The organism is Trinickia sp. (assembly GCF_051961175.1).
Classification (GTDB): Bacteria; Pseudomonadota; Gammaproteobacteria; order Burkholderiales; family Burkholderiaceae; genus Trinickia.
Genome location: NZ_JBQCDN010000280.1, coordinates 1 through 22,848 on the forward strand (window position 1 = coordinate 1; position 22,848 = coordinate 22,848).

A 22,848-nucleotide genomic window follows, 5' to 3' on the forward strand; every position below is an offset into this window, starting at 1 on the left:
CGATTTCCCGCGTGAGTTCCGGTTTGAGTAGCGTGGCCGTGAAAACGCTGTTGTCATGCACGACGCCAAGCAGGCTGTGCGGCAAGACGCTATGCACGCGCACATGCTGCACGGTCGAGAGCAGTGCGAGCAGCGAGTCGGCTTCCGCGATCACCGCAGGCTGGACACCTGCGCGCCGGAATGCCGCGTTGATGACCTGGCGGTTCTGCATGGTCCCGTTAAGCAGACAGAGCGGCAAGCCCTCCATCGCGTCCCAGCGGTCGGGCGACGCGTTGCCGCCGGCGTCTGCACGCGACATCAACACGTAGCGTTCGCGATAGAGCCGCAGAACTTCGAAGCCAGCCTGGACTTCGCGGTCAAGGTAGGTAAAGCCGATGTCGAGCTCGAACTCGTCGAGCTGACGCAGGATGGTATCCGAACTCAGTGAGCGCAGCGAATACTGAATAAAGAACCGTCTGCCCAATCCGCGGCTGAGCGCGGTTCGATGACTTTAGCCGCGACGCTTGGCCGGCCGCCAAGCCACGCGACGGAAGCGCTCCTTCTTTTGCTCTTCCTCGAAGTGCATGCGCGAGGGTTTGACGAGATCGCTGCGCGACACGATGCCGACGAGTTTCATCGAATCGCGTTCATCGACGACGGGCACCCGTTCCAGACCATGGACGGCAAGCCGCGCGGCCACGAGCCGGCACGTCTCGCCCGGCAAGGCGACGGTGGCCGATTTGCCGGCGAACGCATCGCCGATGGTTCGGTTGGCGGCCCCGCTTTGCGCATCGGCCAACGAGAATGAAACGAGCGTTTCGCGATCGGCAATGCCCACGAGGCGATCGCCGCGCACGACCGGGTAGGCGCGATGCGATTGATTCTGGCCGAAGAACGTAGCGAGCGCGTCGGACAGCGGCAGCGCGGCGTCGATCGTCTGAACCTGACGCGTCATCACTTCGTCGATATGATGGCGTTCGAGCGGATCGACGCCATACTCGCGATAGATGTGATAGCCGCGCCGCGCGATTTTCTCGGTCATGATCGAACGACGCATGACGACCGTGGTGAAGCCGTGGGCCACGAGTGTCGCCGTCAACAACGGCAGCAGCGCGTTGGCATCGTGCGTGAGGCCGAATGCGAAGACGATCGCCGTCAACGGCGCCCCGAGCGTCGCGCCGAGCGTGGCGGCCATGGCGACGAGCGGCCACAACCCCACCTCATGACCCGGCAAGATCGGACCCATGACGATGCCGAGGCCCGCGCCCAGCATCAGCAGCGGTGCAAGGACCCCACCCGATGTGCCGGAACCCAACGCAATCACCCAGACGATCGCTTTCACGATCAGGATTGCGACGGCCACCTTGACGGCAAGCTGTTGATGCAGCAAATCGCCGATGACGTCGTAGCCCACGCCGAGTACGCGCGGCTCGATCAAGCCGCCGAGGCCGATGACCACGCCGCCGATCGCGGGCCACCACATCCAGTGCACGGGCAATTTCGCAAACAGATCTTCCGTGGCGTACAGGGCCACCGACAATCCCGAAGCCAGCGCGCCGCTGGCCACGCCGAGGATCAAGCACGAGATCAGCGAGATCGTGCCGGGCGGTGCGGTTTCGAGCGGGAACAACGGCCCGACCCCGAACCACATCGCGCGCATGAAGCCGGCGACGGCGCACGCGAGCGCGACCGGCAGGAAACTGCGCGGGCGCCATTCGAACAGGAGCAGCTCGACGGCGAGCAGCACGGCCGCGACGGGCGTGCCGAACACGGCTGTCATGCCGGCGGCCGCGCCGGCCACGAGCAACGTCTTACGTTCGGCTGCCGTTACCTTCACGCATTGCGCGAGCAACGAACCCAACGCGCCACCCGTCATGATGATCGGGCCTTCGGCGCCGAACGGGCCGCCGCTGCCGATCACGATGCCGGACGAGAGCGGCTTGAGAATCGCCACCTTCGGCGACATCCGGCTCTTGCCGAACAGAATGGCTTCGATCGCTTCGGGAATGCCGTGGCCGCGGATCTTGTCCGAGCCGAAGCGGGCGATCAGGCCGACGATCAGCCCGCCGAGCGCGGGAATGAGCACCACCCAGGCACCGAGCTTGTTATCGGCCGGCGATTGGTTCGCGAACGAGAACGTGCCGAAGAAGAACAGGTTCGTGAACATGTAGATCAGCTTCAGCAGCACGATGGCTGCGATCGTGCCGAGTACGCCGATGACGGCGGCCAGGCCGCAGATGCCCGGTAATCGCGCATTGGCGGAAAAATCCCGCTTGTTTGGATCGAGGTGTTCGGTGCTCATAGTCTTACTTACAAAGTCAAAAATCGATTTGCGGCACACTGAACGCGCCCTGGAGCGAGACCAGCTCGGCCCGGTGCAATGCCGCCAGTCTTGCCAATACCGTTTCGCCGGCCTTTTGCAGATGAACTTCCACCTGCCGCCTGTCCGTCTCGCTGATCTTGCGCTTCACGAGATCGAGTGCTTCGCAGCGCGAGACGAGCGCCACGACGCCGTGATGCTGCGCTTGCAAACGCTCGGCCAACTCGCCGATCGTGGCCCATTCGCGGCCGGGGTACCCCTTCACATGCAACAGCAGCAGGTATTGCAGCGGGGTGATGCCTTCACCTTGCGCGGCGCGCTCGGAAAAGCGTTCGAAGCGCCGCATCTGATAGCGGAACTCCGACAGTTGCTCGAAATCGGTCTTGGCGAGCGCGCTGGATGCAGGTGTTTTCATCGTCGTCGAAGGGCAAGTGCGAAACGCGAAATAATATCACATTGTGATATAAGTCGGTGCGCAATGGCTTGCAGCATCGATGTCGGAGTTGAGGCTGGGCGGGTGAGCGCAGCGGGCTCCGAAGCGCGGCATCGTTCGGTGTCGCCGGACTAAGCCGCTTGCAGCTGACGGGTTTGCGTTTGCCGATGCAAACCGCCGATCAGATCCGATTGCGTGATCATGCCGATCAACCGGCGAGCATCGTCCACGACGGGGATGTGATGGTGTCCGTAGTGGGCGAATACCGGAATCAGTTCGCCCACGGGCAAATTCCGATCGACCGTTCTCACGTTCGAGGTCATCAGATCGTCGACACGATAGGAATCGCTCGCATTGCGCCGGAACGACCAACGCTTGCCGTGCGGGCCGCGCAGGCTGAACGTGGTGCGGCTCACGAAATCGGTGCGGGTGACGATGCCCACCACGCGTCGTGCTTCGTCGACGACGGGCAGCGCCTTGATGCGATGGCGTTCGAGCAGGCGCCAAGCAGCAGCGGCCGACGTGTCGCTCGAGACGCTGACAGCGTCGCGTGACATGATCCCTTCGCACGTGAGTTCGCTGAAGCTGCGGGCGTAGGCAAGCAACTGCGCTTCGTGGACGAGCGATTCGAGATCGTCGGAGGCGACGTCGATCAACTCGCCGCGTTCGCGGACGATCGCTTCCAGATCGGCGCGCGTCACGCCCGCAATGCCCGGTGCGGTTTGCGCGGCAGGGCGGCTGACGTGTGGATAACGGTGGCCTGTCAGCGTGTGATAGAGGATCGCGCAAGCGAGCAGTACGACCGATTGCAGGGCCACGGGCTCGATGACGAAGCGCAGGCCCAGCGCGTGAATGGCGGGGCCGCCGAGTACGGCCGTCAGTGCCACCGCGCCCGAAGGCGGGTGAATACAGCGCAAGGCGAACATGACGCCGATGGCCGCCGCCAGAGCGACTGCGGAAGCGGCGATGGGGTTGCCGAGCCACATGGCGCTCAGCACGCCGAGCGTCGCCGCGACGAGATTGCCGCCGACGAACGACCAGGGCTGCGCGAGCGGGCTGGCGGGGACGGCGAACAAGAGCACGGCCGATGCGCCCATCGGCGCGATCAGATAGGGCGTCTCGGCTTCTGGGCCGAGCAGCCAATGGACCGAGGCGCCCATCGCAGCAATGCCCAGTAGTGCGCCCAGACAGGCGCGCAAGCGCTCACGCCAGGAGACGGCAATAGGATGCGGGGCAAAGCTGGCGAACCAGCGCAACACGGCTTGGCTAGGCACGGCGTCTTTCTTCGGATCACATGACAAAGGCGGGACGAACGGTCGCACCGTCGCCTCGGCGAGCCCGCGATTGTATCTCAATGTGATATATGCGTGCTAACCCTATATTTGGGACTGTTGTGGGGAAGCGTCGGAGGGTGGTTTGAGTACCCTCAAAGGGAGGCGGCTGGCCCTGCACACTGTCGATGCCAAAATTGGCTAGATGATGTACACAGTGGATATGAGGTTCCAATGACACGCAAAACATCCGTTTCGATCGGCGAGCACTTCGCCGATTGGTAAGCGGCTCCGTGGCACCGATCGATACGCAACGCGTCCGCTCGGGTGCTGCCGCATCGACAGCGGGAATAGGTGACGGTTCATGGATAGCTTCCTCACGCAGCGCGCCTCGCCCCGACAAACCGTCGTTGTCGGATTCGCCGCACTGTTGGTGCTGCTGGTCTTTGCCCTTGCAGCGCCCCGCGCCAGCGAACCGCTTCGCGCTGTCGGCCCCTTCATGCCCATGTGTGCGCTAACGGTCTTTACGACCGCCGTGATCGCTGCGTTTTTGCTGGCTGCGCAGTTTGCTGCCACACGACACCTGGTCCTTGGCGCACTGGGCGGTGCGTACGCGTTTAGCGCGCTGGCCGTCGCGGTCCAGCTCTTGACGTTTCCGGGCATCTTTACGCCGACGGGGCTGTTGGGTGCTGGGCCGCATACGTCCGTCTGGATGTGGGTGTTCTGGCACGGAGGATTTCCGCTGTTCGTGATCGTGGCGGCGCTCATCCGGGCCGTGTTGGGACCGGCGCCGGTGAGTGCATCGGACGTCGGCCCGTGGACTTGGGCGCTCATCGGGGGCCCTATTGTCCTGTGCGCCGGCCTTTGTCTGATTGCCCTGTACGGCGGCCTGCCGCCTCCCTTTCATCCGCTCGAGCAGAATCAAGCCTTTGCCCATGGTCCCACGGCCTTGGTCGTCTGGTCGCTCAACGTCGCCGCGCTCGCGATCGTCGTCCTGTCCGGGCGCTTGCGGGTCCTGCTCGATCAGTGGCTATTGATCGCGATGCTGGCGTGCCTGGTCGATACGACGCTGAACTTGATGAGCATGGCGCGGTTCAGCTTGGGTTGGTACGTCGCCAGGATCTTCAGTATGCTCGCCCCCGGGGCCGTCGTTGGCTTGCTGATTTGGGAAGTGTGCCTGCTCTACCGACGGCTCTTCGATGCCCATACGTCCTTGTTGCACGTGGCGGTTCGCGACGGTTTGACGGGCGTATACAACCGCCTCTATTTCGAGGCGCAGTTTCCGAAGGAGCTCGATCGCGCCAAGCGCGCCGCTCAGCCGCTTTCACTCGTCATCGTCGATGTCGATCATTTCAAACACTACAACGACACGTTCGGACACCTGCAGGGCGACACCTGCTTGATCGCCGTAGCACGCGCTCTCGCCGGGGTGCTTTTACGACCGGCCGACTTCGTCGCGCGCTACGGTGGCGAAGAATTTGCGATCGTTCTGCCGGAGACGGATCTACGCGGCGCATCGGAAGTGGCTGAGCGGGCTCGCCAAGCGGTGCTACGGCTCGACCTGGAAACGCCGGCGCCGGCGGGACGCGTCACCATCAGCGCCGGATGCGCCACCACGGTCACGGGTGAGATCCGTCTTCCCTTCGATCTCGCGAGCGCGGCCGATGCCGCTTTGTACCGGGCGAAGTCAGCGGGACGAAATCGCATTGGACTCTAAAACGCGGGTTTGATCGGTGAAGGCATTTGAGCGCCACGTATACGACCGATGACACGCGCTGCATTGGCGGGAAAACCCCGGGGCAGGGCACTCGGTGCAAGTTAGTCAGAACACGCCGTGAACCAGCCGGTAACGCACTCGCCTCATATACTCGCGATAGGTGACGTCGTTCGAAAGCAATTGCTCCTCCTTCACGATCCGAACGATTTGCAGCGTCCATTGCGCCACAACGACGATAAGATTGCGCATGCCAAAGTTCGCCACGAGAAAACCGATGTCCGTGATCAGGTAGCCCAAGTACATCGGGTGGCGAACGATGCGATACGGCCCGGTCACGATTACGCCGCGATTGGCGGGCAAAAGACCAAACGAACGTCGTAGCGACCACTTCGCATAAATCTGGACGAGAAGCCCGGCAACCTGGAGGGCGGCGGCCGTCGCTTCCGGAACCAGTCTGATGCCAGGCGCTATCTGGAACGCCAGAAAGTAGAAAGTCGCGCAGAGTGTCGCGCCCAGACTGAGCGGCCCCCAGTCACGCTCGCGCGGAACGCGGGAAAACACAGCCAGGATGACAGTCAACACCTCAGCAAAAGCGAACAGCAACAGCGTGACCCGCGACGTATCCATCACATATTGGTGGACAGTCACGGCCACGAACAGGCCCAGCAGGGGGACGGTAAGGATTCGCACGCCGGCTTCCACCGCGAGCTGCGCGCGTGTCAGACCAGCCCGGTTAGCCGGGGCCGACGCCGCTCGTAGGCCCCGCGAATCATGGTGCTGCAGATCTTCGTTCATGAACGGGAAACGACTCCAGGCTGGAGCAGCGCAAGTGCGGGCGATGCTCAAGAGCGTCAGTGCGCCAAGCGCGGCGCGACATACGCGCCATAGGTACTGATCTGCTGCGAGCTGGAGGGCGCATTGATCCTCGTGATGAGATGACCCTGAATGTAGTTGCTGCCACCACCGCTGACCGCAAAATCGATATGAAAAGCGGCGAAGCCGAGGATCGTGGCAGTGGACGACGTCAATTGCGCCACAACCGGAAGCAGCACGTCGATGTTGGATAGAACGGAACTGTAAATCGTCGTCTTGACGCCGGGTTCGATCCAGATGGACATACCGAGGCTCAATTGCGTAGGGTTCCCATTGGCCATCAATCCGCGCACGGTCGGCACGTCGTTCGCGTTCGTTTGAAACGACGTCCATTGCCCAGGAATGCAACCTCCGTAGGTCGTGCCATTGGTGACCTGAAACGTATAGGCTTGCCCCGTCGTGGGGTCGATCTTCGGACTTCCAGTCTGGGTATTCCAATACTGGTCGAAGATACATTGACCGAGCGCCACCGGGTATAGCGCGCCCGCGACGACATAACCCGGTGCTGAAACCACGGCCACGGCAGTCGCCGTAACGGGCGTCGCGTTCACACCGAACAGCGGAGCAAACATGAAGGCCAGAGGGCCGCCATTCAGTCCCGTCGCGCGCGAAACGGTGACTTGCACGGCAGGACTATCGTACGTGCCGGGCACGATGGATGACGATTGCATACCCGCCGGATAGCCTGTCAGATTCCAGAAACCGGTCTGGACGGTCGCGGCTGTCAGGGTCGATCCACCTGAGACATTGAGCTGAACGGCGCTTGCGGCATTGGCATTCGCGGCGCTCCAGTTGGCAGTCGAGTTCAGGTTTCCCGTAAACAACGAACGGGCGCCCGCGATGGCGGCTGCATCAGCCGCAGTCTGCAACTCATTGGCGGCGAGATAGTAGCGGCCGATATCCACGGAAAATGCCGAGAAAGCCAGCGCCATCAGTACAAACGAAACGAAGACAAAGCTCATCGTCCCGCGCTGGCGTCGATACCATGCGCAACTGCTGACGGCCCGATTGCGTTTCACGCACCAGTCTTTGCGTTTGGCAGGCATCGGGGCGGGCATGATCTATTCGTAAATCATGACGGCAGACGCGTTCAGAACGACGGGCCCGACCAACGCACTAAACACCGACCCGAGCAGCAGCCCCTGGTAAGTGTACGAAATCGCGACCTGGAGTGAGCTGCCGGGGGTCGTCCCGTTCGATTGCGTCACGGTGACGGTCGGCAAAGTAGCGGCTCCGCCCGTGACGAGATTGTTCTGTGCGTAGGTGGTCGTGATCGACGCGATCTGAGTGGGAGTCAGCGGCGGCACTTGCAGTACCGTGCCGGCTCTGGCGCCGGCGCGAGCCGCGTTCGTCAGGATCGAGTCGTTATAGAAAATCAGATTGACGTCGATGATCCCGACCAGAATCATGATCAGAAACGGCAGCAAAATAGCGAATTCGATCGCCGCCGATCCCCGGTTCGCGCGGGGCAGCCGGCGCGCACGGTCTGGGTGGGGCTGCGACATTGCGGTTTTCATCGCGCAGTGATGGATGGACTCGGACCTGACGTGGTCTCGTTCGACGCCGCCGCAGAACCTTTCGACGCCGGCGTCGTTGGCGGTGCAAGGCGATTGCGTTGAATTTCATAGAAGCGAAGGTTGTCCTGGACGGATGCCTTCGGCAAATCCTCTCCCAGGATCGCCGCCGCCGCTTCCGAATTGCCGAGCAGGCCGTAGGCAAGCGCGAGATCCTGGCGCGCCTGGGGCGGCGCACCGGGATAGCGCGTCACATCGAGCAATACATTCACGCCGTCGCGCGGATCGCCGCCCAGCGTCAACGACAAGCCAAGGTTGACGCTCAGGCCCGGATCGCCCGGATGGGCCACGAGCGCCTGCCTGAGCACGGCTTGTGCGGCGGCATGATCGCCCTTCAGGTCGAGCGCTGCACCGAGGCCAGCCGAAGCGAGCGCCGCGTCGGGTGTCAGTGCCAGCACCTTTCGATAGATCGAGATCGCATCGTCGAAGCGCCGCTGACGAATCGCCACGCGCGCCAAGCCGATCATCGGCGCAGTCGCGTGGGGGGCGACCTGCAGTGCCCGCTCATAGTGAACCGCTGCACGAGTGAAATCGCCAACGGTGTAAAGCGTGTCGCCCAATCCCGTCAGCGCTGCCACTGAGCGGGGATCGGCGGCCGCCACCTTTTCATAGAGCGTCGTGGCCAGTTCCACGTTGCCCGAGTCGAGTGCCGTATCAGCGATATGAAGCTCACTCGTGCTGTCGGGCGTCGTGTTCCGCGGCACGGTACGCGTTTCCGAGAGGCGATAGGTCGTCGTGCATGCGCTTGCCGCGAGGAGCGCGACGGCGCTCCCGCAAGCCAGGCATACCAGCCGTGCAAACCTGCGCGTCGTGAATCGGTGCGTGGGGAGGGCCGGCGTGGTCATTCGCAATTGAATTGTTTTCATCGTTTGGCGAAGAATTCCAGAATTTGAATGACAGCGGGCCCGGCTGCGATCACGACGACCGCTGGCAGAATGAACAGCATCATGGGCAGCACCATTTTGGGCGCAAGTTTGGCGGCCTTTTCCTCTAGCGAGACGATATGGGCCAGCCGTTCGGTGCGCGACAAGGTTCGCAGTGCCTGCGTAATCGGCGTGCCGTATCGCATGGATTGCGTCAGTGTGGAAATCAATGCGCGGATGGACGGCAGGTCTATCCGCTCGGCAAGCCCATGAAGTGCGCGCGTGCTGTCGCCCGATAATTTCAGTTCGTCGGCGGTCAGCGAAAACTCCTCCGAAAGCGGCTCACAGATGAAAGCGAGTTCGTCCGCGACTCGCCGGATGCTCACCGCCAGGCTGTTACCTGCGTTGGTGCAGATCACCAGCAGGTCGAGCGCGTCGGGGAGGCACGCCGCCATGGCGAGGCGGCGGTGTTTGGCGCGCAACGCAAGCATGGATTCCGGAACGATCATCCCGGCGATGAAGCCGAAGACCATCAGAATGCCGCGGGTGACGGGCCCGATGACGGGAATATGTGAGCCCAGCATGATCACCAGCATCGCGCACACAATGCCAGACAGGAACTTGACCGCGATCAGAATGGGAACGGCCCGTTTTCCGCGGTAACCGCCCCGCATCATTTGTCTTCCGAGTTCCGCGCGATACTTCGCGTCGAATAGCGGCAGCCGGTCCCCCAGTGTCGCGAGGCGCTGCATCAGATGCGCGCGCACTCCGGCATCGCCGTTATCCTCGTGGGCGATTGAACTGTCCGGGCGCAGGCTGATAGCCGCGGCACGCAAACGTTCGGCGATCCTGCCGCGCTTGCCGCCGCGCTTGGCCGCCCACCACAACGCGAGCGCACCGAACAACGCAGCGAGCATCAGAAGGTTGAGCAGTGTCTCCAGCCGAGCGGGGTTCATCGTAAGGTATTGAGTTTAGATATCCTGTTGATCACCACAATGCCGAGCACCACCGAGAGCGACGCATACGTCAGCAGCTTCTCCCCGGCCGGCCTGTCGAAGAGCACCATGATGTAAGGGCGATTCAGGCCGTACAGGGCCAGCACGATGATGACCGGAATGGCGGCCAGTATCTTGCTCGTCATTCGCGCTTCCGCGGTCAGCGCCTTCGTTTTCAGACGGATCTCGCCGCGCGTTCGGACAATGGCGGCCAGGTTTTCGAGCGTTTCTCCGAGTTGGCCGCCGGTTTCGCGCTGCAGCAGCAGGCACACACAAAAGAAAGAGAAATCAGTGATTTCGATTCGACGCATGGCCACAGCCAGCACTTCTTCCAGGCCGATCCCAAGCTGCAGCGCGTCGCCCATCAACCGGAATTCATGACGCAGCGGCTCGGGAGATTCGTCGGCGGCCGCGCGGATGACGTGCGTCACCGGCACCCCCGCGCGAACCGCGCGCACAATCATGTCGAGCAGGTCCGGGAAGCCATCGAGGAAGCGTCGCCTGAAGCGGGCAACGAGCAAACGGAAGGCTTGCGCCCCGGCAAAGATGGGGAGTCCTGGCAGCAAAAGCAGTTTGACCAGGTCGGGAAGCGGCATGAAACGCGCCATCGCGAGCGCCACGAGTCCACCCATGATCGCAGCACCGATCACGATGCGAAGGCCGCTGGCACCGGCCACCGTCCTGAGGCGGGCAATTCTCGGCTCGAACCAGCGGCTCACGGTGTTGCCCTGCCGGTTCACTTTGAAGAGCGTGGCGTCGACAGGACTTGCGGCGGACGCGCGTCCGCCGTCCTGAGCAGGAAGAGATTGAAGCATGCGCGATCTGATCCTGGCGAGAGGCTGCTTGTTTCGCAGGTCCTGTATGAGCAGCGCCATCAGTCCCAGTAACAGCGCGCAAGCGAACGCGGAGAGGGTGGCGAGGTCGATCAAGCTCATGGGCTCATGGCCTCCAGCAGTGCGCCTTCAACGCCGTAATAGACCGCGCGCTCGCAAAACGCCGGTCTTAACGCAGCCGTTTCGAAGACACCCTTGACTTCTTCGCCATAGGCACTCGCGTCGTAACGGAACGTGAAGAGATCCTGGGTGATGATGACGTCGCCTTCCATGCCGATCAGCTCCGTGATGCGCGTCACGCGCCGCACGCCGTCGCGCATCCGTTCAATCTGCACAATCAGATGGACTGCGCTCGCGATTTGCCGGCGAATCGACATGAGCGGCAGATTGGCGTTCGCCATCATGACCATGCTCTCGAGCCGGGTAATCGCGTCGCGCGGGCTGTTCGCGTGAATCGTCGTCATCGAGCCATCGTGACCGGTGTTCATCGCCTGCAGGACGTCGAACGCCTCGGGACCCCGCGTTTCGCCGAGGATGATGCGGTCCGGCCGCATTCGCAGCGCGTTGCGCACCAGATCGCGTTGGACGACGCCACCGAGGCCCTCCGCGTTTTCCGGGCGTGTTTCGAGGCTGACGACGTGCGGCTGCTGAAGCCGAAGTTCGGCCGCATCTTCGATCGTAATGACGCGTTCGCCGTTGCCGATGAAGCGAGACAGCGCGTTCAGCAACGTAGTCTTACCCGAACCGGTGCCGCCCGACACGATGACGTTGAGGCGGCATGTGCTGGCGAGCTTAAGCACGTTGCTCATCTGCACGGACATGTTGCCCTGCTGCGCCATGCGCTGCAGCGTGATGTTGCGCTGCGAAAACTTCCGGATCGCGATGCAGGCGCCATGAATCGCAAGCGGCGGCAGGATGACGTTGACCCGGCTGCCATCGGCAAGGCGCGCGTCCACCATCGGACTGCTTTCGTCCACTCTACGGCCCACGCCGGCCGCGATGCGCTGCGCCACGCTGACGACGTGTGCGTTGTCGCGAAACTTGTACGGTGTCAGTTCGAGTCGGCCATGGCGTTCGACGTAAACCTGATCGGGACCGTTCACGAGAACGTCACTGACGCTGTCGTCAGCGAGGAGCGGCTCGATCGGACCCACGCCGAACATGTCATTGAGCAGTTCGCTGACGACCTGGCTCTGCTCCGAAATCGTGACATTCAGCCGTTCGTGCGTCACGATCTCCTGGACGAGTTGTTCGACGCCAGGCTTCATCTGCTCGCGAGTCTTCCCGACGGCGGCCGACGCATTCATCGAGTTGAACACGCCGGTGCGGATGATCCTGAACAGGTCTGAACGGACTAATGCTTCGTTGCCCTGCGCCGAGGCAGCGCGCCCCGGCAAAGCGGCGAACGCATGACCTGCGCCGGCGGGGGAGGACGCGCCGGTCGTGGCGGTGGAATCTTCCGACGGCGCGACCTCGTCTGGCGGATGCGGCTGCTTTTGCCCGAACATCAGCGTTTCCTTATTCCCAGTTTTTGGAGAAAGGTGCGCTCAGCGACTATCTGCTGGCCGGTGAGATCGCTGCCGATACGCGTGATCGCCTGATTGAAACCGTTAGCCGCTTTTTCGTCGGGCGCCTCTCCGAGGTTCTCGGCTAGCGAGATCGCTTTTGCTTCGAATGGAATTTCCTGCAACACGGGGCGTCCGACTGCCGTCATGAAATCGACTGGCGGCGGCTTGCCCGCTGTAGCCGCATTGGGGTTATTGAGCAGCAGGGACGCCGCGGGATTGTTGTCGCGGTCTTCGACGTAGCGCAGCAGGCGCAACGTCTCACGTGCGGAATGCACCGACCGGTCTGCCACCAGGTAGACACGCGACGCGTAGTCGAACGCTTCGCCCGCAAGCGGATCGGCCCGGTTGCCCACATCGAGCATGACGTAATGGAAATTGTCGCGGAGCACCTCGAGCACGCGCTTGAGCGCTCCCGCCTGGAACGGTCTGGGCGCACCGTAGTCCAGTTCGGAAGACAGCACAAAAAGCCGGCTTCCCTTCGCGACGAGCGTGCGTTCCACATACTGGGGATCGAGCCGGTGCACGTTCTGCAGCACGTCTATCAGGCCGTTGTTGCTCTGGATGCCCAGCATGGTGTTCGCAGCGCCGCCGCACACATTGAGATCGACATAAGCGACCCGGCGATGCGTGTCTTCGGCAAGATGACGGGCGAGATTCAAGCAGATCGTCGTGACGCCGACGCCGCCCCGCGATCCGAGGAATGCGATCGCTTTGCCGGCGCGGGTGTTCACGACGGGGGCGATCTTGCCCTCGTTGGCGCTGACGGTTCGGTTGAGCAGTTCGACGGTCAGCGGCTTCACGAGATAGTCGCGCACGCCGAGCTTCAGCAAACTGCGATAGAGCCCGACGTCGTTGCGCTCGCCCAGCGCGACGACCTGAACCGACGGTTCGCACACTTCAGCGAGTCGAGCGAGCGCCGAGAGCGGCATCGCTGAGCCATGCAGATCGACCAGCAGAAACAAGGGCGAGCGTTCGATCTTCAAAAGATAGGCAATCGCGTCGTCTATGTTGCCGATCGCCACGTGCGCATGCGGCATCGCCTGCTCGAGCACGTAGTTCTTCAGCACCGCTTCAGTGTCGCGATCCGCGGCGAACGCAATGAAGTCTACAACCCGCGCCGCCGTCGTGCCTTTGCGGAAACTGAAGCCTGTGCTCATGGTCACCTTCGGTGAATGTCCTGCGCGTCAATGGAAATCGCGCGTCGTCTTGTCGAGCGGCGTCACGCGTTCAGTCTGATAGCGGTGTACCGCGCTGGCCGCCACAGCGGCATCGGCTGGTCCGAGCCATTCGGGCTTGACGATGTCCTGCGGATGGGCGAGTTGTGCCGCCAGATTCGTATATGTCGCACAGCCCCATGCCATGTCGGGGCGCCTCCAGCCAGCGTCAGTCAGCACCGATGGGCGAGCCAGGCTGGCACAGTCGGGCGGCAGGGCGAGGCGCCCGTCGAACGGGATGACCGATGCGTCAGGCATCGTTCTCGGCGGCTTAAAGCATCCACTGACGCCGGCCATCGCGGTGCATGCCAGCATGAATGCGATAAGGCGTACGGAAATCATGGCTGCTCCGCTCAATAGACATACCCGGCCGCACCGACAAGGCGCGGTTGCCCCGACGGCACAGATGCGTCGCCGGAGTCGCGTCCAAGGCTGTACTCCACATCGCTGCTCGGTGACATGAGCGAGTCGAGCGGCGTGCGAAGTTTTGCCGGATCGGTCGGCTCGACGAGATACGGCGTCACGATGATGACAAGCTCGGTCTTGTTGTTCTGGTAATTGGTCGACGAAAACAGCTTGCCTAGAATCGGAATCGATCCCAGGCCTGGCACCTGCGAAATAATGTCGGTCGTGTTGGTCTGCAACAGGCCGCCAATCGCGAAGCTTTGGCCGCTCGCGAGTTCCACGGTCGTATCGGCGCGGCGCACGCTCAACCCAGGCACCGTCACGCCATTGGTGGTGACGCTCGCGGTCGTGTCGATCTGACTGACTTCGGGGCGGACTTTCAGGCTGATGCGGTGTTCGCTCATGACCGTCGGCGTGAAATCGAGTTTGACGCCGAACTGCTTGTAGTCGACGGTGAGCGCGCCGTTGGTCTGCGCCACCGGAACGGGGAACTCGCCTCCGGCGAGAAAGCTGGCGGTCTGTCCCGACAACGCCACGAGATTGGGCTCGGCCAGAACCGTCAGCAAGCCCTCCTGATTGAGTGCGTCGACGAGTACCTGGATGTTGGCGTTACCCGTCTTGAACTGCCCAAAGAGCGAATAGGCGTTGTTTGAAGGTAGATTGACGGGGTACGTCGTCTGGCCAGACGGGCCGACGATCGGCTGGGACAGGTTAAAGATCTGGCGCCCGCTGAAGAGACCGCCAGTGAAATTTCCCACAACCGATCCGAGCGCCGCCCAGTTGATCCCCAACTGCTGAGTGACGTTCCGATCCACTTCGGTGATTCGCACGCGCAATTGCACCTGCAGTGGCCGGTCGATCGTGATGCGGTTGACGAGGACTTCCTTGTCGGCCAGATAGGGCGAAAGAGTCTGCACGACTGCGTCGGCGTCGGAAGCCGATGGCGCATGACCCGAAACGAACAGCGAACCGGGACCGGCCGTCAGTTGCAAGTGCATACTCGGAAAGCGCGCCGCCATGGCGTTTTGGAGTGCATCCATGTCGCGGCTGACGACCACCGTCTGTTGAAGCAACGTCCGGTTGTCCGCGCCGAGCGCATACAGCGTCGTCGTCCCAGCCTTCTTGCCTAGTACGAAAACCGCCTTCTGGGACGGCACGTGAACATCCGCGATCGTGGGATCGGCCACGAACACCGAGGTCGCGTTCTCGTTCAGACGCACGAGGGTGCCCTTGCCGACATCGATAGCGAGCGTTCCCGGTAACCGGCCAGGCGTGTTCACCAGCGGCACTTCAGGCCCGAGCGGCAGCACCGCGCGGGCAGGCGCCGCCTGGGCATGGACCGCAAGCGCTGTGGTACAGCTCATTGCCGCGCAGGCCATCAGCTTCAAACCGATATCACCCGGACTGAACTGCTTCGTCATGGCGATTCATCCCCGAGAGTGGACACTGTGCCGCTTACGTGCGTCAGAGCGGCGCGCGCTGGGACGGCAGTGGCGGTACGTTGTTTCCTGCGGCACCGCTTGACTGTGCGCTGCTCGACAGCGCGTCGCTCCTGTCGGAACCTCGGTATATCGTCACGGCGGGCGGCGAAGCCGATCCGGAACGTGCGCCAGTCGTGACGCCTTGAGGGCTGCGTGCTCGCGGCAGATCGCGCAAGGCGCGTGAAATGTCGCCTGCCCACACGGGTGGCGGCGATCCGGCCGACGCCGACGCGGCGGGATCCCGGGTCACGGTCGCGAAGCTGCGCAAGGCAAGCGACAGGCTGCCGAGGCGCGCGGCGACCGAAATGACTTCGCCCATGCGCGGTGTGACTTCCAGCGTAACGGTGCGTGCACGATTGGTGACGTCTGGGGCGTCGCCGCTCTTCGGACGTTGTATTTCCGAGCCGACCGCGAGCACCCGAATGCGCTCGACGACGGTTTCACTCGATACGGCGAGGTCCGGCGAATCGGTCCGGCGGTCCATCTGTTGCGTCAGCAGCAGGTCGACATAGTCGCCAGGCTGAATCAGCCCGGCGTTACCCGAGACATCGTCGACAGCGACCGAGACCGCGCGCATCTCGGGCTTGAGCGTCGCGGCAAGAAAGCCGGGGGCGCCCGGCAGCATGACGTCCTCCGCGGCAATCGGAGTCCCACTCGCTAAAGGGTGCCGCAACAGCGAGCCCTTGAGCTCGACAGCGCCGGGTGCTCCGTAGACGATCGCGTTCGGGGGAACATCGGCGATGGGCATGGGCTTCCAAGTGAGGTCCTCGTCGCGCAGAAGCAGGCCTTGCGGAAGATCCGCTGCGCTGACGAGGATTTTTTCGGTGCTGGGGTGGGGAACGGATGGGCGCGACACACCGGCGACCACGACACGAACGATCAGGGCGATCAGCACGGCGCAAAGAAGGAGCAAACCGATTTTGATGACGTTGGACATGGAACACTGTCCTACTGCATCGAAAGCACAGACAGCACGCTGGGCAACACGATGACTGCACCCCCTCCGAGCGCAAGCGCGACACCGTAGGGCACACCTCGCGTTCCCGAAAACATGGCAAGAGCCCGCATCGGGGGAGAACGCTGCTCCGCCGCCATGTGCCGTGTCGCAAGACTGATCATGGAGACGCCCAGCCCGATCACCGAAATAAGAGCGAGGGCCGGCATAGCGAGCGTCAAGCCAGTCCACAGGAAAACAACGGCGGCAAGTTTTGCATCGCCTCCCCCCAGCATCTTTGCGGCGAACAAGGCCGCGCAGAGCAGCAAAACGGCAAGCGCCAGCAACACATGCGCGAGCACATCGTTAATGGGCATGCGGATGATGAGCGCGTCGATAAAAAACAGGGCGGCGATCATCAGGATCATCCTGGTTGGCAAGCGCCGGCAATGCACATCGAAAACCGCGAGCCGCAGCAATGCGCATAGGACGGCGAGGCGGATGGCGGCGGATAGTAGCGACACAATCAGCCCGGCTCCAGAGGACATGGCGATCGGGAGGAGGCTCGATAAACGGCCGTATCAAATCTCCCGGTCGCGCACATCACGCTTTGTTCTGGGAGGTCGTGACTTGCGTGAACAGGTTCGTGAACATCGCACTGATGTTGGTATTGAATGTTGCGGCCATGGCACCCAGTGCGATAACGATTATGCCTGCCAACACCACGTATTCCATGGCGCTGACGCCGCGTTCGTCGCGAAGAAACGCTTTCAAAAATGCTTGCACTTTTGAGCTCCCGTAAAAAGTGCGCGGGGCGCACCTAGTGAATGAATAATCTACCGGATGCGGAAAATCATTCGGAGCGGCAATGATGTGATTGCCTAAGTAGCAGCTATGGCGCTTTTCTCTGTGTATAAAAAATCAGTTCCTCGGGGTAGCGGAATCCACACATAGATCGAACCCTGATTTTCATTTGATTGACATTCTGGCATTCCCCAGCCTGGCCGCACAAAGCGGGCATTTCCCGACGCTTTGTGCTCCGCTCGATAGCCGTGATGTTTTTCGGCCTGCTGATATCTTACGTTAAGACAATTTTTATAAAAACAATGGAAAAATGCAAATCTTTCCTTTGAAGTGTTCGGGGGCAGGTCAGCTGGCTCGTGGCCGGATTCACTCGACAGTGAACTGAAACAGAGCGCCCTGATCCACAGTCGCGTCAGCCCAGACGCGACCGCCGTGACGTTGCACAATGCGCTGGACGATGGACAAACCAATGCCGGTGCCCTCGAACTGCCCGACGCCGTGCAGCCGCTGAAATACGCCGAACAGTTTCATCGCGTTGCCCATGTCGAATCCGACGCCGTTGTCGCGAACAAAGTAAATGGTCTTCCCGGCCTCCTGGCGGTAGCCGACTTCCACGCTGGCCTGCACTCTCGTGCGCGTGAACTTGAAGGCGTTGGACAACAAGTTGACAAACACCTGCTTCAACAATGCGGGATCGCCCATGGCTGCGGGCAGCGTACCCACACGCACTTCGACGTTCCGCTGTGGCTGTTGCGCACGCAATTCATCCACGACAACCTGCACGAGCTCAACCATATCGACAGCGCGCTTGGTGAGTGGCTGACGACTCAAGCGCGCAAACTCGAGCAAATCCGCGATAAGGCGCTCCATGCGCTTGCCGCCTGCGACCACATCTTCGAGCAACTGCCTTGCCTCAGGCTGCAACTGCGCCGCGTGGTCCTCGAGCAGGATCCGCGAGAAGCCGTTGATCACCAGCAGCGGAGCGCGCAAATCATGCGAAACGGAATAGGAAAAAGCCTCCAATTCGCCGTTGGCGGCTTCGAGCCTGGCCGCATGATCTCGCAGGCACCGGTCCAGCTCGGCGTTCTCCAGCTTCAGGCGCCGCATCGCGAGCGCGCGCGAGAGCACCGGCAGGATGACGCTCAGCTTGAATGGCTTCAGGATGTAGTCGAGCGCACCGACCTTCATCGCCTCGACCGCCGTGGCGATCGTACCCTCGCCGGTCATGATGATGCCAACGAGATCGGGCTGCGTCTCGAGGGCAGCTTGCAACAGCGCGACGCCATTCATCCCCGGCATCATCAGGTCGGAGAGCAGCAGGTCGAACGGCGCGTCACGCAGCGCAGCGAGCGCGGGTGCGGCCGCGGTGAAGCCGGTCGTCTCGTAGCCGTGTTCGCGCAGCGTGTCGCACAGTGCCTTCATCTGCGGCACTTCGTCGTCCACGATCAGAAGACGTGTTGTCTGGCCCTCGGGTACCACTGTGCCGGGGTGGTACCTTGCCGGGCTCAAGATGCCACCTCGCGGCAGCAAGACGCGAGGGCTTCGCGTAATTCACGCAGCTTGGGCGGCTTGCTGAGTACCCGGTTGACGTTCGCTGGCTGGTCGCCGTTGTCGGCCAGGCGCTGCCCCCATCCGGTGAGCAGAATAACCGGGGTCGACGGTGACACAGCCTTCACCGCACCGGCGACTCTGCGGCCATCGATGTGCGGCATGCCGAGGTCGGTCATCACCACGCCGAACGGCTCGCCGCGCTGGTGGGCGGACTGGAACGCTTCGATGCCGGCCTGACCGCCGTTGGCGGCGACGACCAGGTGGCCATCGGTCTCGAGCGTGTCTCGCAACGACTTGAGCACCAGTGGATCGTCGTCGACGATCAGGATGCGCTGACGCGGCGGTGCTGCCGCTGGGGGCGCGGCTTGCACCAGCCCCGCAAGCACCTCGGACACGGGAAAAATGAGCCGTACGTTCGTGCCGATGTCGGGTTCGCTCTCGATCTCGATCTCCGCCCCATGCCGTTGCACCACGCCGTAGACCATGGCGAGGCCCAGACCGGTACCGCGCTCACCTTTGGTGGTGAAGAAGGGCTCCAGGCAACGTCGACGCGTGCCCTCGTCCATGCCAACGCCGGTGTCGCCAATTTCCACCCATACCTGGCGCGGCATGGGCGCGCCATTCGGCTCCGGCCGGCCCTGTACGGTGCGGGTGCGCACGGTCAATATCCCGCCTTCGGGCATCGCATCGACCGCATTGAAGACAAGATTGATCAGCGCCTCACGAATCTCACTTTCCACACCCATGGTGTCGGGCAGATCGGGGGGGAAGTCGGTCACCATCTGAATCACGCAGCCGCGCTGCTGCGGGATATCGCTCCAGCGCGCACGCGTGAGGTCAATGACCTGCTGCGCGAGCGTGTCCAGGCGAACCCGAGCCAGTGCCGACTGCGGCTCATGCGGGCGGTAAAATTCGCGCATGCGCGAGACCGTCTTTGCCACATCGTCGATCGCCCGCTGAATGGTTTCGAGCGACTGGCGGGCACGCTCGCTCAGGCTTGCTTCCGTCTCCAATAGCGATTCGGTGTAGATCGCCACCGGCGAAATCGCATTGTTGATGTCATGCGCAATGCCGCTGGCCATCTGGCCGAGCGCACGCAGGCGTTCCTGCTGCATCGCCGCCTGTTGCGTCTGGCGCAGATCGTCGTAGGCGCGCTGCAGTGCCCCGTGAAGCTGCGCCTGATGCGCGGCGAGCGCGACGTGCTCGCTCAATTGCCGAAGGAACTCGCATTCGCCGCTCGCGAAGCTCTGCGGCTGCCGGCGCGCCGCCAAGAGGAGACCGAACACCTGGCTTTCCACCAGGAGCGGCGCCATCACGACTGCGCGCAGGCCGCCCTGTGCGAGCCGCTGCGCAAACGGCGTCGGGACTTCCAAGACATCAGGCTCGTAAACCAGCTGCCCGCGCAGGCAATGCGACAGGCCGTTTGCGTCGATCGCGACGCGCGCCTGCGCCGTCAACGCCAGTGATAGGGCGAGCGCCTCGCTGCCTACCCCGACGTGCGCGACGCTGAGCCAGTTCTGTCCCTGCTCGTGCAGGCAGATGCAGCCGAAGTCGACGGGTAGATGCTCCTCCACGCTGCGCACCACCACCTGGAAGATGCTTTTCAGATCCTGTCGCTCGCCGATAGCACGGGTGATCTGGTGCAGCAAATTGAGCCGTTCCAACTGCGCCTGGGCCTTTTGCTCGGCCTGTCGCCGCACCGCGATTTCCGCTTCCAGCAACCGATTCGTCGACTCGAGTTCGGCGGTCCGCTCGACCACGCGGCGCTCCAACTCCTCGTTCAATTGCGCGAGTTCACGCTCGGCGCGGATGCGCTCGAGCATGTCCGTCGATGCCATATGCATCAACGTCAGCAGCACGAACATATAGCCGCAGATCTTGCCAAAGTGCGCCACCATCGCCGGCGCGTCATGCGGCGCCTGCGAATAAAGCATCGCCAGGTGAGCCGGAAACAACACCACCGCCATCAGCGCGAGTATCGGTAGCGCGCGCTCCTCGGCGCGCTGACGCCAGCAGAGCCAACCGGCCAACACCCACAGCAACGGGACGACGAGCAGGGTGGGACGCGAAATCCCCAGCCACTCGGGGGGCCCGTATTTCGGCAACCAGTCGAAGAGCGCGATGAATCCCGCGCCGAGCGCGAGCAGGAAGGACGTGAATGCGGCGAGGTGCGGTGGGCTGGGGCGGGCGAGGAATACTGCGCTGGCGATTCCGACGGGCAACACGTATGCGGCCGGTGGCCAGGTAGAAGGCCTCAACAAGTGCTCCGCCTGCGCAATGGGGGCCAGCACGCCGGACCATTCGACGGCAACCAGGATGTGAATCAGCTCGAGCAGCGAGGTGACCGCGAAGCTGACGGCAATCCGCTTGGGCAGCGGGCGGTCCAGGCGTACACCCATGTCCCAGAATAGCGATGCCAGCAGGCCCGAGAGCAGGAATCCACCCGTATCCAGAATCGCATGGAGTTCAGGATAATCCTTGTCCCCCGCTGCGATCAGGAGCGCGCCGATCAACGCAAATGCGATCAACGTGCCGGTGACACTTCGGAACAAGGTCGGCTGGCTGATTGACGAATCGGGCATTGCGGTTCTCTCCCGAGCGATCCCGCTCCTCAAACAGCAACGCGATCACGGCAGCATCGATGATGCGGCAATTGATCAGATTATAGGAGGAGCAACGTATAGGAGGAGCAACGTTTGGTGCCCTGGAACGTAGCGCTTAGCGTTGCGTCCTTCGGCATCCGTTCCCGGCGCGCCGCAGGCAACCAGGGGGCACTGAGCCAGCTCATTGCAATCAAGCCGCCTGCCAGCGATGGCCCGAATGTCACCCTCCGCGGCATAAAGGAGCCGGGTATTTCCGGCAGATAGGCGCCAGCAGAAGCGGGTAGAAACGCGTATCTTTGCGGTTCGACGGCGAAGCCGGAAATCGTGCAGGACTACAAATTCGCAGCGCGATGATCGTCCATCACGGGCACCGGCACATCAGCCAACGCAGCCGCTTCCCGATAAAGCTGCGTTTGATTGACCCGCGCGGCGATCGCTTCGTCTTCCGCAGTCAACAGTTGCGATTCCCGCAGCAGCCCCCACCGACGATACTGCGTGAGGAACCAGCACCCTTCGTCGATACGGGGATAATTGACCGTCCCGCCGTCAAAAAAAGCCGCAGGCAGCGGCACACGCGCATAACGCTTGCCGCCCTCACGCCCCGTAAGCCGAGGCGCGATGACCTCACGCGGCACGCCCAGCGCATCGGGCTTCGCGAGCCATGACGAGATCTCATCCCGATGCACCGGCGCATCGACCCATCGACACGCCTCCAGCATGGTACGCACAAGCGCACGAGCCGTGGCCGGGTAGCGTTCGACGAACGCCCTCCGGCAGGCGAGCACCTTCTCAGGATGATTCGGCCAGATCTCGCTCGTGGCGACGACGGTTTCCCCGGCCCCGCGCGCTTCGGCCACCGCATGCCAAGGCTCCCCCGCGCAAAATCCGTCGAGTAAGCCGCGTTCGAGCGCATCCACCATCCGCGGCGGCGGGATCACGACGCTTTCGATATCCTCCCGCGGATGCACGCCGTTCCTGGCGAGCCAATCGTAAAGCCACATCGCGTGGGTGCCCGTCGGAAAAGTCTGCGCAAATATCGCCGGACGCCCGAGCGTAGCTAACGCGGCCTTCAAGTCACCCTCGGCATCGAGCGCTTGAGCGAGCGCTGTCGACAACGTAATCGCCTGCCCGTTGCGATTGAGCACCATCAAGACGGCCATCTCGTCGCGCGGCCCGCCGATGCCCAGCTCCACGCCGTACACGAGGCCATACAGAGCATGTGCGCAATCGATCTCGCCCGACAGCAGCTTATCGCGCACGGCTGCCCAGGACGGCTGCCGGCACAGCTCAAGCGTGAGCCCATGGCGATGCCCGAATTCGAGCACTTTGGCCGCGACGAGCGGAGCGGCATCAGAGAGCGCGACGAAGCCGATCCGCAGATGCGTTTTTTCCGGGGCGGGGGCGTCCGGGGGCGACAGAGGAACGTTCAT

At 62.7% G+C, this 22,848-nt stretch carries 21 protein-coding genes; 1 reads left to right on the plus strand and 20 read right to left on the minus strand.

Annotation, left to right across the window (positions count from 1 at the left end; all coding sequences use genetic code 11):
• From ACTHL0_RS16700 to ACTHL0_RS16715, 4 genes are all read right to left on the minus strand, one after another.
• A partial coding sequence (locus ACTHL0_RS16700; protein WP_440567923.1) for a LysR family transcriptional regulator substrate-binding protein occupies nt 1-463 on the minus strand: 463 nt, incomplete at its 3' end.
• Nucleotides 464-490: 27 nt separating this feature from the next.
• A complete protein-coding gene (locus ACTHL0_RS16705) occupies nt 491-2,281 on the minus strand; it encodes a chloride channel protein (RefSeq protein WP_440567924.1) in 1,791 nt (596 codons plus the stop codon).
• Nucleotides 2,282-2,297: 16 nt separating this feature from the next.
• The gene (locus ACTHL0_RS16710) at nt 2,298-2,714 is read right to left on the minus strand and encodes a MarR family winged helix-turn-helix transcriptional regulator (RefSeq protein WP_440567925.1); all 417 of its coding nucleotides are present in this window, start codon (nt 2,712-2,714) and stop codon (nt 2,298-2,300) included.
• A 149-nt stretch (nt 2,715-2,863) separates the two neighbouring features.
• A complete protein-coding gene (locus ACTHL0_RS16715; RefSeq protein WP_440567926.1) occupies nt 2,864-4,006 on the minus strand; it encodes an HPP family protein in 1,143 nt (380 codons plus the stop codon).
• Nucleotides 4,007-4,367: 361 nt separating this feature from the next.
• On the opposite strand from ACTHL0_RS16715, the gene ACTHL0_RS16720 reads away from it, so the two are divergent.
• On the plus strand, nt 4,368-5,720 hold the full coding sequence (locus tag ACTHL0_RS16720) for a sensor domain-containing diguanylate cyclase (protein WP_440567927.1): 1,353 nt from the start codon (nt 4,368-4,370) through the stop codon (nt 5,718-5,720).
• A gap of 105 nt (nt 5,721-5,825) precedes the next feature.
• Here ACTHL0_RS16720 and ACTHL0_RS16725 read toward each other — a convergent pair whose 3' ends face one another.
• The 16 genes from ACTHL0_RS16725 to ACTHL0_RS16800 all read right to left on the minus strand — a co-directional run bounded on the left by ACTHL0_RS16725 (nt 5,826) and on the right by ACTHL0_RS16800 (nt 22,848).
• The gene (locus ACTHL0_RS16725; RefSeq protein WP_440567928.1) at nt 5,826-6,515 is read right to left on the minus strand and encodes a methyltransferase family protein; all 690 of its coding nucleotides are present in this window, start codon (nt 6,513-6,515) and stop codon (nt 5,826-5,828) included.
• A gap of 56 nt (nt 6,516-6,571) precedes the next feature.
• Nucleotides 6,572-7,651 (minus strand): TadG family pilus assembly protein, encoded by a 1,080-nt coding sequence (locus tag ACTHL0_RS16730; RefSeq protein WP_440567929.1) that lies wholly within the window; start codon nt 7,649-7,651, stop codon nt 6,572-6,574.
• Nucleotides 7,652-7,654: 3 nt separating this feature from the next.
• The gene (locus ACTHL0_RS16735) at nt 7,655-8,098 is read right to left on the minus strand and encodes a TadE/TadG family type IV pilus assembly protein (RefSeq protein ID WP_440567930.1); all 444 of its coding nucleotides are present in this window, start codon (nt 8,096-8,098) and stop codon (nt 7,655-7,657) included.
• 8 nt (nt 8,099-8,106) lie between these two features.
• Nucleotides 8,107-8,871 (minus strand): tetratricopeptide repeat protein, encoded by a 765-nt coding sequence (locus ACTHL0_RS16740; RefSeq protein ID WP_440567931.1) that lies wholly within the window; start codon nt 8,869-8,871, stop codon nt 8,107-8,109.
• A gap of 158 nt (nt 8,872-9,029) precedes the next feature.
• Nucleotides 9,030-9,986 (minus strand): type II secretion system F family protein, encoded by a 957-nt coding sequence (locus tag ACTHL0_RS16745; protein WP_440567932.1) that lies wholly within the window; start codon nt 9,984-9,986, stop codon nt 9,030-9,032.
• On the minus strand, nt 9,983-10,960 hold the full coding sequence (locus ACTHL0_RS16750; RefSeq protein ID WP_440567933.1) for a type II secretion system F family protein: 978 nt from the start codon (nt 10,958-10,960) through the stop codon (nt 9,983-9,985). Before ACTHL0_RS16750 ends, ACTHL0_RS16745 begins: the two co-directional genes overlap by 4 nt.
• Nucleotides 10,957-12,366 carry a CpaF family protein gene (locus ACTHL0_RS16755; protein WP_440567934.1) on the minus strand — a complete coding sequence of 470 codons (1,410 nt, stop codon included), beginning with the start codon at nt 12,364-12,366 and terminating at the stop codon, nt 10,957-10,959. Before ACTHL0_RS16755 ends, ACTHL0_RS16750 begins: the two co-directional genes overlap by 4 nt.
• Nucleotides 12,366-13,583 (minus strand): AAA family ATPase, encoded by a 1,218-nt coding sequence (locus ACTHL0_RS16760; protein ID WP_440567935.1) that lies wholly within the window; start codon nt 13,581-13,583, stop codon nt 12,366-12,368. Before ACTHL0_RS16760 ends, ACTHL0_RS16755 begins: the two co-directional genes overlap by 1 nt.
• A 27-nt stretch (nt 13,584-13,610) precedes the next feature.
• Nucleotides 13,611-13,982: a CpaD family pilus assembly lipoprotein gene (locus tag ACTHL0_RS16765; RefSeq protein ID WP_440567936.1), complete on the minus strand. Its 372-nt coding sequence runs from the start codon at nt 13,980-13,982 to the stop codon at nt 13,611-13,613.
• 11 nt (nt 13,983-13,993) lie between these two features.
• Nucleotides 13,994-15,466, minus strand: coding sequence for a type II and III secretion system protein family protein (locus ACTHL0_RS16770; RefSeq protein WP_440567937.1), 1,473 nt, complete (start codon nt 15,464-15,466; stop codon nt 13,994-13,996).
• 43 nt (nt 15,467-15,509) lie between these two features.
• Nucleotides 15,510-16,463: a Flp pilus assembly protein CpaB gene (cpaB, locus tag ACTHL0_RS16775; protein WP_440567938.1), complete on the minus strand. Its 954-nt coding sequence runs from the start codon at nt 16,461-16,463 to the stop codon at nt 15,510-15,512.
• An 11-nt stretch (nt 16,464-16,474) separates the two neighbouring features.
• Nucleotides 16,475-17,008: a prepilin peptidase gene (locus ACTHL0_RS16780; protein WP_440567939.1), complete on the minus strand. Its 534-nt coding sequence runs from the start codon at nt 17,006-17,008 to the stop codon at nt 16,475-16,477.
• Nucleotides 17,009-17,063: 55 nt separating this feature from the next.
• Nucleotides 17,064-17,246 carry a Flp family type IVb pilin gene (locus ACTHL0_RS16785; RefSeq protein WP_440567940.1) on the minus strand — a complete coding sequence of 61 codons (183 nt, stop codon included), beginning with the start codon at nt 17,244-17,246 and terminating at the stop codon, nt 17,064-17,066.
• Nucleotides 17,247-17,630: 384 nt separating this feature from the next.
• Nucleotides 17,631-18,773, minus strand: coding sequence for a response regulator (locus ACTHL0_RS16790; RefSeq protein WP_440567941.1), 1,143 nt, complete (start codon nt 18,771-18,773; stop codon nt 17,631-17,633).
• Entirely contained in the window at nt 18,770-21,328 is a 2,559-nt protein-coding gene (locus tag ACTHL0_RS16795) for an ATP-binding protein (RefSeq protein ID WP_440567942.1), read from the minus strand. Before ACTHL0_RS16795 ends, ACTHL0_RS16790 begins: the two co-directional genes overlap by 4 nt.
• 422 nt (nt 21,329-21,750) lie before the next feature.
• Nucleotides 21,751-22,848, minus strand: coding sequence for a CmpA/NrtA family ABC transporter substrate-binding protein (locus tag ACTHL0_RS16800; RefSeq protein ID WP_440567943.1), 1,098 nt, complete (start codon nt 22,846-22,848; stop codon nt 21,751-21,753).